The following is a 12,783-nucleotide window of genomic DNA, read 5'->3' as shown; positions in this document are numbered from 1 at the left end:
TCACACCACGCCCAGCGCGTACGCCGCGAACAGCGCCGCCGCGGCGCCGGCCGCCGCCTTCCCGGCCCGGGAGAAGGACGTCCACGGCCCGTCGAACCGTCGGGTGAACCACCCGATCGCCACCAGGACGGCTCCGAACAGCGGAAGCAGCGCCAGCCGGGCGGCCACCCAGCCGAGCGAGTCCGGCGCGGTGGTCAGGCCCGGCACGGCGCCCAGGCCGGCCGCGCCGGGCACCGCCACCGCGAGCATCGCGCTCTGGTGCCAGCAGAAGATCGTCATCGCCGACAGGTTGACCGCCACCACCGGCAGCCACAGCAGCGGACGGCGCGTCAGCAGCCGGCCCAGCCGCTCCCGCAGCAGCACCGCGGCGCCGCACTGGAACGCCGCCAGGGCGAGCACCAGCAGGGACGGCGGGTGGGAGTTGGTGCGCTCGGCCCCGGGCACGCCGACCATGCTGGCCGGGTAGTGGAACACCAGCAGCAGGACGGCGAACAGCGCCCCGCCGCCGAGCAGCAGCACCCGGGCCGCCGGGCGGCCCAGCCGGCCCTGCGCCCAGAGCACGCCCAGCTGGTAGCCGAACAGCCAGCCCGGCAGGATGTTCAGCAGCGCGACCCAGGACGGCACCGCCTGCGCCCACGGCCCGTACCGCAGCAGGTCCACCGTGGCGACCGAGGCCACCAGCAGGCCCGCCGACCAGCCGCCCAGTCGGCGCCCGGCGGCCACGCAGAGCGGGGTCAGCGCGGTCAGCCCCAGGTAGACCCCGATGTACCAGAGCGGTTGCACCACCAGTGTCGCGCCGGTGCGGACGGTGTCGGCGGGGACGCCGAGCGCGGGCAGCAGCGGGAGCAGCAGGGCCCACACGGCCGTGACCCCGAGCACCGGGCGCAGCAGCCGGACCGTACGGGCGCGCAGCCAGCCGCCGTACGACTCGCCCCGGGCGCGGGCCCGGTCCAGCGAACGGACCGAGGAGTGGCCGCCGACCAGGAAGAACACCCCGAGCATCTGGAGCCCCCAGCTGATCGGGGCGAAGAAGCCGAGCGAGGAGAGCGGGCTGGCGTTGTGCAGCGCGCCGTCGGGGGAGCGGGTGAAGCCGCCGAGCATCCAGTGCCCGACCGGCACGGCGAGCAGGGCGAGGGCGCGCAGCCCGTCCAGGGCGCGGTCGCGGGTGGCGGGGGTCTTGGCGTCGACCCGGCGGGCGGCGTGGCGCAGGGCGGTGAGGGGGTGGGCCATGGTGGTGCTCCTTCCGGTGCGGGCGGTCAGGCGCGGCCGAGGGCGACGGCGGCGTAGGCGGCGAGCGAGGCGGTGCCGGGGGCGAAGTAGCCGGTGTGGCCGTGGGATCCGGTGGCGGGCAGCGGGCGGGCGCCGAAGCCGGACGCGGTCGGGTCGGCGCCGTGGCCGAGGCCGAGCAGCCGGACGTTGGGCACGTCGCCGATCCAGTCGGAGCCGTTGCGGGTGGTGGCCCAGAGCGGGACGCGCCGGTCGAGGTCGGCGGCCGAGTCGACGCCCATGCCGGGGGAGCCGAGCACCACCACACCGGAGGCCTGGGCGGGGGTGGGGCGGGCCAGGCCGCAGACCACCGAGCCGTAGCTGTGGCAGAACACGGTGGCGGGGGCCTGCGGGCTGGTGCTGACGGCGAGTCCGTCGAGCAGTCGGGTGAGGCGGGTGGCGCCGACCCGGGCGAGGTCCTCGGTGGCGGCGTCCAGGCCGAGGCCGACCGGGGTGGTGTAGCCGGCCCAGGCGATCACGGCGGTCTGCCGGTCGGTGGCCTGGTGCAGCGCGCGGGCCATGCCGGCGGGGGTGCCGTACGGGTCGGAGGCACGGTCGAAGCCGGACAGGTCGATGTCCGAGCCGGGGACGATCACGGCGGTGCGGCGGGCGCCGGCGAGGTCGCCGTACACCTCGGCGACCTGCCCGCGGCCGCGCGGGTCGAAGGCGAGGATCTGCCGGCCGCCGTCCAGCAGGGTGCGGTAGCGCTCGGCGCGGGTGCGGGCGGCCTCGTGGTCCTGCGGGGCGAGGGCGGGGTCGGCGGCCCGGGCGAGTTCGCGGGTGCGTTCGGCGGCCAGGGCCAGGGCGTTGGCGCGGTACCGGAGGGCGACCGGGGCGCCGTCCAGGTTGCCGACCACCAGGGGGTGCCGGACGGCCAGCGCGTCCTGCGTGCTCGGCGCCAACCCGGCGAAGAAGGCGGCGACTTGGGCCGGGGCGGCGGTGGCCGGGTCGGGCAGCCGCAGGCCGAGCGAGGTGTCGGCCGTCCAGGCGGCACTGCCGGGCGGCGGGCCGGTGACGGGGGTCTGGGTGTCGGCGGCCCAGCCGCCGGCGCCGAGCACCGCTGCCAGTGCCACCGCGGCGGCGGCGAGCGCCCGTCCGGCCCGAAACTTGCGCATGTCCCTGATCTCCCTCGTCCGTTCGGCTTGCGACAGAGAGGAAGGTAGGAACGCGACGGCCCCGCGGACGTCACACCGCGGGGCCAACTCCCGGGTGCTACCGGGGTATCAGGCCAGCTCCGAGCGGAGGCGAGCGGACGCGTAGCGAGCGGGGGAGTAACAGCCGCTACTGACCGGGGGTCACCAGGCCCGACTCGTAGGCCAGCACCACCGCCTGGGCGCGGTCGCGCAGGTCGAGCTTGGCGAGGATGCGCCCGATGTGGGTCTTCACGGTCTGTTCGGCGAGCACCAGCTTCGCGGCTATCTCCTGGTTGGACAGGCCGCGGGCGATCAGCTCCAGCACCTCGGTCTCGCGCGGGGTCAGGCCGTTGAGCCGCACCTTGGGGTCGTGGCGCTTGGCCGGACGGGTGCGGGCGAAGTCCTCGATCAGCCGGCGGGTCACCGAGGGGGCGAGCAGTGCCTCGCCGGCCGCGACCACGCGGACCGCGGCGATCAGGTCGGCCGGCGGGGCGTCCTTGAGCAGGAAGCCGCTGGCCCCGGCGCGCAGCGCCTCGTACACGTAGTCGTCCACGTCGAAGGTGGTCAGCATCAGCACCTTGGGTGTGTGCGCGCCCGGCACGGCGGGGTCGAGCAGCCGCCGGGCGGCTTCCAGGCCGTCCATCACGGGCATCCGGACGTCCATCAGCACCACGTCCGGGTGGGTGCGGCCGACGACCTCCAGGGCCTGGGCGCCGTCCGCCGCGTCCCCCACCACGTCGATGTCGCTCTGGACGCCCAGCAGGGCGGCGAAGCCCGCGCGGACCATGGCCTGGTCGTCGACGATGATCACGCGGATGGTCATGCGGTGGTCTCCCGAGGGGTGCTGAAGGTGCCGAGGGGCAGCACGGCGGCCACCTTGAAGCCGCCGTCCGGCAGCGGGCCGGTGTCCAGCTTGCCATCGACCAGCCGGACGCGTTCGCGCATTCCGACCAGGCCGTGCCCGGTGCCCTCGACCGAGGCCTCCAGCGACTCGGTGCGCTCCGGCGGGGGCGCGTTGACCACGGTCACCAGCAGTGCCGGGCCGTCCGAGGAGAGCGACACCCAGGTCTGCGCGCCGGGGGCGTGCCGCACCACGTTGGCGAGCGCCTCCTGGACGATCCGGTACGCGGAGAGGCCGACGGCCTGCGGCACCGTCTCCACCAGCCCGTGGTCCACCGCCAGCTCGGCCGGGACCCCGGCCCGCCCCACCGTCTGGACCAGCTGGGCGAGTTGGCCGACCCCGGGCTGCGGGGCCTTCTCCCCGCGGGACTCCTCGCTGCGCAGCACGCCCAGCAGCCGGCGCATCTCGGTGAGCGACTCGCGCGCGGTGCCGGCGATCGCGGTGAACTCCTCGGCGGCCGCGGCCGGCATCTCGGGGATCCGGTACGGCGCGCTGGCGGCCTGCACCGCGATCACCGACATGTGGTGGGCCACCACGTCGTGCAACTCCCGTGCGATCCGGGCGCGTTCCTCCAGCAGGGTGCGCCGTTCGCGTTCGACCTCGCTGATGTGCTCCTGCTCGGTGAGCAGCCGGCGCGCCTCGGCGCGGTCCCGGACGGCCCAGCCGAGCAGCAGCACGGCGCCGCTGAGCGCGATCAGCAGCACGGTGGTGCCGTCGCCGGAGCGGGGCAGGCCGAGCGCGGTGGTGAGCACGGTGAGCAGGACGGTGGCGAGCCAGACCGCGACCAGGGTGGGCCGGCTCTCCCGCAGTGCGAGGGCGATCAGCAGGAAGAGGTACGCGAGGATCATCGGCGCGGTCCACGGCCAGGTACCGCCGTGCAGGTCGTAGTGCGCGGAGATGGTGGCGGTGGCGACGAGGGTGGCGGCGCTGATCCACCAGGCGGCCAGCGGCCGGGTGATGGCGAGCAGCAGCGGCGCGGTCTGGGCGACGGTGAGCGCGCCGGCCACCGGCAGCACCAGGCCGTAGGAGTCGACCAGCACGGCGATCCCGGAGGGGATCAGCGAGGACAGCAGGATCAGGGCGACGGCGTACGGCAGCCGTCGCAGCCAGGACCTGGGCGACTCCCCGAGCAGCGGGGTGTGGCCGCCGGTCGGGGTGATGAGGTGGTGGTGAAGGGAGCGCAGCAGGCGGCCGGCGTACCTGCGGAGGTCGGCGGGGGTGAGGTTCTTCATCGTGGGCCAGCCTAGGAGGCCGGGGCCCGCCGGGGCGTCGCACCGGAGCGCGAACTTCCGGGTGCTGCCGGGGTGTCGGGTGCTACCCCGGTATGACCCGGGGGTGCTACCCGGGCGTTACTCGGGGCGCTGTGCGGGGGTGCGCCAGTGGCCGGCCAGGGCCGGGCCGAGCTGGTCGAAGTGGCTCTCGATCAGGGCGATCATGCCCTCCGGGCCGTCGGGTTCGCGGTCGGCCGTCCAGGACAGGTGGGCGGCGCGCAGCACGCTGCCGAAGACGGCGGCGAGCACGGTGGGGCGCAGGTCCTCGCGCGGGTCCAGCCCCTCGCGTTCGGCGAGCACCCGGACGACGATCCGTTCCTGCTCGGTGACCCGGCGCAGGTGGGCGGCGAGCAGGGTGGGCGCGTCCTCGATCATCCGCATGAGTTCGAGGGCGCTGGTGATCGAGCCGGGGCCGGAGGCCTTGGCGTTCCCGAGGTCGCGCCAGGCCTTGACGATCGAGGCGCGCAGGGCCTGCAGCGGGGTCTCCTCGGCGGGGCGGTGGCGCAGGCACTCGATGAAGTAGTCCTCGGCTTCGGCCATGACGGCGAGCGCGACCTCGTCCTTGTTGGCGAAGTAGCGGAAGAAGGTGCGCTGGGAGACGTCGACGGCGGAGGCGATCTCGTCGACGGTGGTGCGGGCGAAGCCCTGGCTGAGGAAGAGCATGTGGGCGGCCTGGACCAGGGCGTACCGGGTCTGCTGCTTCTTTCGCTCACGCAGCCCGGGCGTCCGCCCGAGGTCCTCCGGGGTGTCGGCGGGGCGGGGGGTGTGAGCGGCCATGGCGGGGGCCTTCCGGGGCTCTGGTGTGGCGGGTGGGAGCACAACCTTAGCGTTCTGACAAATGTCAGTAATGGCCAGAAGTCACTGTTTGCCGAATGTCAGCGGCTGACATAATCTCCGGCGAGTGGCGCCCGTCGGGCCGGGGCACCTGTGGGGACGGGTGGGCCGGGGCGCCACGACCACGTTCCGAACGAGCCACGCCCCCGGAGGGCCCAGATGAGCCAGTCCGTCGTCAAGAACTCCGAGGCGGACGCCCCGCCGCTGCCACCGCCCGGGGGCGGCCTCAAGGGGCACCCCTGGCTGACCCTGCTGACCGTCGCGGTCGGCGTCATGATGGTCGCGCTGGACGGCACGATCGTCGCCATCGCCAACCCGGTGATCCAGGAGAAGCTGCACGCGGCGCCCTCCGAGATCCAGTGGGTCACCAGCGGCTACCTGCTCGCCCTGGCGGTCTTCCTGATCACCGCCGGCAAGATCGGCGACCGTTTCGGCCACAAGTCCACCTTCCTGGTCGGCGCCGTCGGCTTCGCCGCCACCTCGGCCGCGATCGGCTTCGCGGGCAACATCCAGACCGTGATCGCCTTCCGGGTGCTCCAGGGCCTGTTCGGCGCGCTGCTCCAGCCGGCCGCGCTCGGCCTGCTGCGCGGGGCCTTCCCGGCCGAGAAGCTCAACATGGCGATCGGCATCTGGGGCGGCGTGATCGGCGCCTCCACCGCGGCCGGCCCGATCGTCGGCGGCCTGCTGGTCGAGCACGTCAGCTGGGAGTCGGTGTTCTTCATCAACATCCCGGTCGGTCTGATCGCGCTGGCGCTCGGCCTGTGGGTCCTCAAGGACGTGCGGGCCGAGAACGCCGCCAAGTCCTTCGACGTGCCCGGCATCGTGCTGCTGTCGGTGGGGATGTTCGCGCTGGTCTTCGGCATCATCAAGGCCCCCGAGTGGGGCTGGGGCGACACGAGGACGCTGCTGTTCCTGGGCGGCGCGGTGGTGCTGATGGCGCTCTTCGCGTTCTGGCAGGGCAAGGCGCGCGAGCCGCTGATCCCGCTCAGCCTGTTCCGCTCGGTGCCGCTGTCGGCGGGCGTCCTGCTGATGGCGCTGATGGCCTTCGCGTTCTTCGGCGCGATCTTCTTCGTGACCTTCTACTTGCAGAACGTGCACGGGATGAAGCCGGTCGAGGCCGGCGTCCACCTGCTGCCGATGACCGGCATGATGATCGTCGGCTCGCCGGTGGCCGGCATCGCGATCGGCAAGCTCGGCCCGCGGATCCCGATCGTGGCCGGCATGCTGATCACCACCACCGCGATGTTCGGGATGTCCACCCTGGACACCGGCTCCGGCACCGGTGTGATGTCGCTCTGGTTCGTCCTGATGGGCCTCGGCATCAGCCCGGTCATGGTCGGCGCCACCGAGGTGATCGTCGGCAACGCCCCGCTGGAGCTGTCCGGCGTGGCCGGCGGCCTCCAGCAGTCCGCGATGCAGGTCGGCGGCAGCCTCGGCACCGCGGTACTGGGCGCGCTGATGGCCGCCAAGGTCGGCGACGTGCTGCCCGGCAACTGGGCCAAGGCCGGCCTGCCGCCGGTCGAGGGCCCGCAGGCCGACGGCCTCAAGCAGGCCGCCCAGCTCGGCATCGCCCCGCCGGCCCCGCCCGGCACCCCGCAGCAGGCGGTGGACGCGATGGCCGGGGCCGTCCACGAGTCCTTCGTCAGCGGAATGTCGCTCGCCTTCGCGGTCGCCTCCGTGGTGGCCTTCGCCGCCGCCGTGCTCGGCCTGCTCACCCGCCGCGGCACCACCGACGCGGGCCCCGCCGTGCACATCTGACGCGCGCCCGTACGCGACGGCCCCGGACTCGGCGGAGTCCGGGGCCGTCGTGGTGTCCGGCGGCGCACGTCGTGGGCGCTCCTCACGCGCGGGTGAGGGCGACCAGCGGCGAACCGGACGACGAAGGGCCGGACTCCGGGGGAGTCCGGCCCTTCAGTGCCCAGCGGGTGATCAGGCGTCGCCGCCGGCGGCGCCCGGGTCGGCCGCGGTGACGTCCAGCAGCTGGTAGCGGTCGATCGCGTCCTTCAGCGCCGAGCGGTCGATCTTGCCCTGCTTGGCGAGCTCGGTGAGCACCCCCAGGACGACCGACTGCGCGTCGATGTGGAAGAAGCGACGGGCCGCGCCACGGGTGTCGGCGAAGCCGAAGCCGTCGGCGCCCAGCGACTGGTACTGGCCGGGCACCCAGCGGGAGATCTGGTCCGGCACCGCGCGCATCCAGTCGGACACCGCGACGACGGGGCCCTCGGCGCCCTGGAGCTTCTGGGTGACGTACGGCACGCGCTGCTGCTCCTCGGGGTGCAGCAGGTTGAACTCCTCGGCCTCCACCGCGTCGCGACGCAGCTCGTTCCAGGAGGTCGCGGACCAGACGTCGGCCTTGACGTTCCACTCCTCGGCGAGGATGCGCTGGGCCTCCAGGGCCCACGGCACGGCCACGCCGGAGGCGAGGATCTGGGCCGGGATCTGGCCGGCGGTGCCCGGAGCGTACTTGTGCAGACCCTTGAGGATGCCCTCGACGTCCACGTTCTCGGGCTCGGCCGGCATCTTGATCGGCTCGTTGTACACGGTGAGGTAGTAGAAGACGTCCTCGCCGTTCGGGTGCTCGGCGCTGGAGCCGTACATCCGGCGCAGACCGTCCTGGACGATGTGCGCGATCTCGAAGCCGTACGCCGGGTCGTACGCGACGACGCCCGGGTTGGTCGAGGCCAGCAGGTGCGAGTGGCCGTCGGCGTGCTGCAGGCCCTCACCGGTCAGGGTGGTGCGGCCGGCGGTGGCGCCGATCACGAAGCCGCGGGCCAGCTGGTCGGCCATCTGCCAGAACTGGTCGCCGGTGCGCTGGAACCCGAACATCGAGTAGAAGACGTACACCGGGATCAGCGGCTCGCCGTGGGTGGCGTAGGAGGAGCCGGCGGCGATCAGCGAGGCGGTGCAGCCCGCCTCGGAGATGCCGTCGTGCAGCATCTGGCCGGTCGGCGACTCCTTGTAGGCGAGGAGCAGGTCCCGGTCGACCGACTCGTAGGTCTGGCCGAGCGGGTTGTAGATCTTCGCCGACGGGAAGAGCGAGTCCATGCCGAAGGTGCGGTACTCGTCCGGCGCGATCGGCACGAAGCGGTTGCCGATGCCCTTGTCCCGCATGAGGTCCTTGAGCACCCGGACGAACGCCATGGTGGTGGCGATGGTCTGGTTGCCGGACCCCTTCTTGACCGCCTTGTACGCGTCGTCGCCGGGCAGCTCCAGCTTGCGCGGGCGCACCTTGCGGGTCGGCACGTAGCCGCCGAGCTCCTGCCGGCGGTCGTGCATGTACTGGATCTCTTCCGAGTCGCGGCCCGGGTGGTAGTAGGGCGGGTAGCCCTCGTCGAGCTGCTTGTCGGTGATCGGCAGGTGCAGCCGGTCGCGGAAGCGCTTCAGGTCCTCGACCGTCAGCTTCTTCATCTGGTGGGTGGCGTTGCGGCCCTCGAAGTTGGGGCCCAGCGTCCAGCCCTTGACCGTCTGGGCCAGGATGACCGTCGGCTGGCCCTTGTGCTCGCGGGCCGCCTTGAACGCCGCGTAGATCTTCTTGTGGTCGTGGCCGCCGCGACCCAGGTGCTGGATCTGCTGGTCGGTCATGCTCTCGACCATCTTGCGCAGGCGCAGGTCGGAGCCGAAGAAGTGCTCGCGGATGTACTCGCCGGTCTCGGTGGCGTAGGTCTGGAACTGGCCGTCCACCGTGGTGTTCAGCTTGTTGACCAGCACGCCGTCGCGGTCCTGCGCGAGCAGCGGGTCCCAGCTGCGGTCCCAGACCAGCTTGATCACGTTCCAGCCGGCGCCCCGGAACTGGGACTCCAGCTCCTGGATGATCTTGCCGTTGCCACGGACCGGGCCGTCGAGGCGCTGCAGGTTGCAGTTCACCACGAAGGTGAGGTTGTCCAGGCTCTCGCGGGCCGCCAGGGACAGCTGGCCGAGCGACTCGGGCTCGTCCATCTCGCCGTCGCCGAGGAAGGCGTAGACCTGCGAGTCGGAGGTGTCCTTGATGCCGCGGTGCTCCAGGTACCGGTTCATCCGGGCCTGGTAGATCGCGCCGAGCGGACCGAGGCCCATCGAGACGGTCGGGAACTCCCAGAAGTCCGGCATCAGCCGCGGGTGCGGGTAGCTGGACAGGCCGTACGGGGCCTTCGACTTCTCCTGGCGGAACGCGTCGAGCTGCTGCTCGGTCAGTCGGTCCAGGAGGAAGGCGCGGGCGTAGATGCCGGGGGAGGCGTGACCCTGGAAGAAGATCTGGTCGCCGGACTCGCCCTCGGCGTCCTTGCCGCGGAAGAAGTAGTTGAAGCCGACGTCGTAGAGCGACGCGGAGGAGGCGAAGGTGGCGATGTGCCCACCGACGCCGATGCCCGGGCGCTGCGCCCGGGAGACCATGACGGCCGCGTTCCATCGCGTCGCGTTGAGGATCTTGCGCTCGATCTCCTCGTTGCCGGGGAAGAACGGCTCGTCCTTGGTGGCGATGGTGTTGACGTAGTCCGTGCTGCGCATCTCGGGCACGGCGACACGCTTCTCGCGGGCGCGCTCGATCAGCCGCAGCATCAGGTAACGGGCACGCTCACGCCCCCGCTCGTCGATGGCCGCATCGAGCGACTCCAGCCATTCCGCGGTCTCCTCGGGATCGAAGTCCGGGACCTGACTCGGAAGGCCGCCAATGATGATCGGGTTGCGATCGGATCCGGAAGCCACGCTGTTCCTTCACTGTCGGTCGAAACTGAGGTGTGTCGCGCCGCCTCCATCGTGCTACCGCGCTCGGAGATCCGTCATCTCTACCGATCGGTAACCGTTCCGCCTGGTGGGCGGGCCGGTCTGGTGGTGCGTGGCGCGGGCGTGTCCGTCCGCTCCGTACACCCCCGGGTGTTACGAAAAGAGGTGGTCCGACCTGGTGTCCCGTCCGCCCGATGGCGGGCGGCCGGGGTGAGGGCCAACAGGAGACTCTACGCCCGCGCACGCGCGGACCCCGAATGCCGTTCGCATCTCGGGCACACGTACGGCCTGTGGGCCGGGACCACCCGAAGCATCGTTGTCCTATGCAGAGAAGGGCAAATCGGTGTGATTCCCGACACGTCGGAACGGCGTGTTCCGGTGTGGCGCGTCAACCTTTGGAGGGGATCGGGGGTCGGGTACTTGCGCGAACCGCCGCGCCCGTGTGGACTACGGCCACAGCCTTGGCATGGATGCCGAGCCGAATACTGGAGGTTATTCCCGTGAGCGCGACCGCGGACCCCGCGGACAAGTCCAACCCGGCGACCCGTCTCGGCTTCGAAGAGGGCCAGATCATCCAGGAGCTGGGGTACGACGACGACACTGACCAGGAGCTCCGCGAAGGCATTGAGGAGCTCACCGGGACGGATCTCGTCGACGAGGACTACGACGACGTCGCCGACGCCGTCCTGCTCTGGCACCGCGACGAGGACGGGGATCTCACCGATGCCCTCGTCGACGCCCTGGAGTACCTGGCCGAGGGCGGCATCATCTGGCTGATGACGCCCAAGACCGGGCGGGACGGCCACGTCGAGGCCTCCGAGATCAACGACGCGGCCAAGACCGCCGGCCTCTCCCAGACCAGCTCGATCAACATCGCCAAGGACTGGGCGGCCACCCGGCTCGCGACCAAGTCCACGGCGAAGCCGGGCGGCAAGCGCTGAACGGGTTCTGAAGCCCCGCGCCGGGCCCCCTCGGAGTCACGCTCCGACGGGGCCCGGCGCCTTTTCGTGCTCTTCGGCGTCCGGAGGCGGCCTGGGGGCGGCGGCCCGGGGGGCCCGGAGGGGACTCTCCGGAACCCGGCCGAGGGGTGGTGGCGCGTTCGCCCAGGGCGAAAGGAGACGGGCGCCGGGCGGCCCCGCGTCATCCGTTCGGCCGAACGTGCGTCGACGAATGGCAGGATGTGGCCTGCCGCGCCCGCCGCGCGGCGCGGTCGCGCGTCAGAAAGGTCCTGTCCATGGCCATCGAGGTCGGCACCCGGGCTCCGGACTTCGAGCTCAACAACCAGCACGGGGAGACGGTCCGGCTCGCCGAATTCCGCGGCGAGAAGAACGTCGTGCTGGTCTTCTACCCGTTCGCCTTCACCGGCGTCTGCACCGGCGAGCTGGGCGCGATCCAGCGCGAACTCGCCGGGCTGCAGAACGACGACGTCCAGGTGCTCGGCCTCTCCTGCGACTCGCAGTTCTCCCAGCGCGTCCTCGCCGACCGCGAGGGCCTGGAGTTCCCGCTGCTCGCCGACTTCTGGCCGCACGGCGAGGTCACCCGGGCGTACGGCGTCCTCGACGAGGAGCGCGGCTGCCCCCTGCGCGGCACCTTCGTGATCGACAAGGCCGGCACGGTGCGCTGGAGCGTCGTCAACGGCCTCCCGGACGCCCGGGACGAGCAGGAGTACCTGAAGGCCCTCGCCGCGCTCTGAGCCGCCCCCGCCGCGCTCTGAGCCCCCGCCCCCGCCGCTCGGGTGCCCGACGGCCGTGTCCGACGGTCGTGTCCGAGCGGAACCGCGCTGCCGACGGGAACCGCGTACTACGCTCGGGCCGTTGGCGGAGTGGGGTGCGGGAGCAGGTGCGCTCCCGGAGCCCCGGACCGCACCACCGGGGGCACCACAGGGCGTGCCTCCCGATTCTTGGAGGACACGTGGGAGTCAGCCTCAGCAAGGGCGGCAACGTCTCGCTCACCAAGGAGGCCCCCGGGCTCACGGCCGTGGTCGTCGGCCTGGGCTGGGACGTCCGGACCACCACCGGGACGGACTTCGACCTGGACGCCAGCGCACTGCTCTGCAACGCCCAGGGCAAGGTCGCCTCGGACGGCAACTTCGTGTTCTTCAACAACCTGAAGAGCGCGGACGGCTCGGTCGAGCACACCGGCGACAACCGCACCGGTGAGGGCGAGGGCGACGACGAGGCGATCAAGGTCAACCTGGCCGGCGTCCCGGCGGACGTGGAGAAGATCGTCTTCCCGGTGTCGATCTACGACGCCGAGAACCGCGGCCAGAGCTTCGGCCAGGTGCGCAACGCCTTCATCCGCGTGGTGAACCAGGCCGACAACACGGAGCTGGCCCGCTACGACCTCTCCGAGGACGCCTCCACCGAGACCGCGATGGTCTTCGGCGAGCTGTACCGCAACGGCGCCGAGTGGAAGTTCCGCGCCATCGGCCAGGGCTACGCCTCCGGCCTGCGCGGCATCGCCCAGGACTTCGGCGTCAACGTCTGAGTCCTCGTCGGCGCCCGGCGGCGCGCTTCACCCGGGGCGGCCCGGACCCGCGGAGGTCCGGGCCGCCCCGTTTCGTGCCGGCCGTTCGCGTGGCTTCCCGTGCGGCCTCTCGTACGGCCGTTCGCGCGGCGGTTCGTGTGGTGGTTCGCGCGGCGGTTCGGGGCGCCGTTCGCGCGGGCGGGCGCGGGCCGGT

At 72.4% G+C, this 12,783-nt stretch carries 10 protein-coding genes; 4 read left to right on the top strand and 6 right to left on the bottom strand.

The window, feature by feature from the left end:
• The 5 genes from ACZ52R_RS04300 to ACZ52R_RS04280 all read right to left on the bottom strand — a co-directional run bounded on the left by ACZ52R_RS04300 (position 1) and on the right by ACZ52R_RS04280 (position 5,348).
• Positions 1-1,230, bottom strand: coding sequence for an acyltransferase family protein (locus ACZ52R_RS04300; protein WP_465620252.1), 1,230 nt, complete (start codon positions 1,228-1,230; stop codon positions 1-3).
• 26 nt (positions 1,231-1,256) lie between these two features.
• A complete protein-coding gene (locus ACZ52R_RS04295) occupies positions 1,257-2,381 on the bottom strand; it encodes an alpha/beta hydrolase (RefSeq protein ID WP_465662754.1) in 1,125 nt (374 codons plus the stop codon).
• 166 nt (positions 2,382-2,547) lie between these two features.
• Positions 2,548-3,222, bottom strand: a complete 675-nt coding sequence (locus ACZ52R_RS04290) for a response regulator transcription factor (RefSeq protein WP_360492963.1) — start codon at positions 3,220-3,222, stop codon at positions 2,548-2,550.
• Positions 3,219-4,532, bottom strand: coding sequence for a histidine kinase (locus ACZ52R_RS04285; protein ID WP_465620256.1), 1,314 nt, complete (start codon positions 4,530-4,532; stop codon positions 3,219-3,221). Before ACZ52R_RS04285 ends, ACZ52R_RS04290 begins: the two co-directional genes overlap by 4 nt.
• 117 nt (positions 4,533-4,649) lie before the next feature.
• Positions 4,650-5,348 (bottom strand): TetR/AcrR family transcriptional regulator, encoded by a 699-nt coding sequence (locus ACZ52R_RS04280; protein ID WP_465620258.1) that lies wholly within the window; start codon positions 5,346-5,348, stop codon positions 4,650-4,652.
• A gap of 216 nt (positions 5,349-5,564) precedes the next feature.
• On the opposite strand from ACZ52R_RS04280, the gene ACZ52R_RS04275 reads away from it, so the two are divergent.
• Positions 5,565-7,163, top strand: a complete 1,599-nt coding sequence (locus ACZ52R_RS04275; protein WP_465752697.1) for an MFS transporter — start codon at positions 5,565-5,567, stop codon at positions 7,161-7,163.
• Between the two features lie 171 nt (positions 7,164-7,334).
• Here ACZ52R_RS04275 and aceE read toward each other — a convergent pair whose 3' ends face one another.
• A complete protein-coding gene (gene aceE / locus ACZ52R_RS04270; protein WP_465620262.1) occupies positions 7,335-10,085 on the bottom strand; it encodes a pyruvate dehydrogenase (acetyl-transferring), homodimeric type in 2,751 nt (916 codons plus the stop codon).
• A 518-nt stretch (positions 10,086-10,603) separates the two neighbouring features.
• On the opposite strand from aceE, the gene ACZ52R_RS04265 reads away from it, so the two are divergent.
• From ACZ52R_RS04265 to ACZ52R_RS04255, 3 genes are all read left to right on the top strand, one after another.
• Positions 10,604-11,044, top strand: coding sequence for a DUF3052 domain-containing protein (locus ACZ52R_RS04265; protein ID WP_360492949.1), 441 nt, complete (start codon positions 10,604-10,606; stop codon positions 11,042-11,044).
• Between the two features lie 293 nt (positions 11,045-11,337).
• A complete protein-coding gene (locus ACZ52R_RS04260; protein ID WP_465620264.1) occupies positions 11,338-11,796 on the top strand; it encodes a peroxiredoxin in 459 nt (152 codons plus the stop codon).
• Between the two features lie 218 nt (positions 11,797-12,014).
• The gene (locus tag ACZ52R_RS04255; protein WP_465752695.1) at positions 12,015-12,590 is read left to right on the top strand and encodes a TerD family protein; all 576 of its coding nucleotides are present in this window, start codon (positions 12,015-12,017) and stop codon (positions 12,588-12,590) included.
• Positions 12,591-12,783: the final 193 nt, after the last annotated feature.

It is taken from the genome of Kitasatospora sp. NPDC034023 (assembly GCF_055575795.1).
The sequence above is the reverse complement of the archived record's forward strand: the minus strand, read 5'-3'. Positions and strand labels throughout refer to the sequence as shown.

Excerpts from the sequence above, each read along its gene's own strand:
- ACZ52R_RS04300 (WP_465620252.1), bottom strand. The coding sequence starts at position 1,230 with ATGGCCCACCCCCTCACCGCCCTGCGCCACGCCGCCCGCCGGGTCGAC.
- ACZ52R_RS04295 (WP_465662754.1), bottom strand. The coding sequence starts at position 2,381 with ATGCGCAAGTTTCGGGCCGGACGGGCGCTCGCCGCCGCCGCGGTGGCA.
- ACZ52R_RS04290 (WP_360492963.1), bottom strand. The coding sequence starts at position 3,222 with ATGACCATCCGCGTGATCATCGTCGACGACCAGGCCATGGTCCGCGCG.
- ACZ52R_RS04285 (WP_465620256.1), bottom strand. The coding sequence starts at position 4,532 with ATGAAGAACCTCACCCCCGCCGACCTCCGCAGGTACGCCGGCCGCCTG.
- ACZ52R_RS04280 (WP_465620258.1), bottom strand. The coding sequence starts at position 5,348 with ATGGCCGCTCACACCCCCCGCCCCGCCGACACCCCGGAGGACCTCGGG.
- ACZ52R_RS04275 (WP_465752697.1), top strand. The coding sequence starts at position 5,565 with ATGAGCCAGTCCGTCGTCAAGAACTCCGAGGCGGACGCCCCGCCGCTG.
- ACZ52R_RS04260 (WP_465620264.1), top strand. The coding sequence starts at position 11,338 with ATGGCCATCGAGGTCGGCACCCGGGCTCCGGACTTCGAGCTCAACAAC.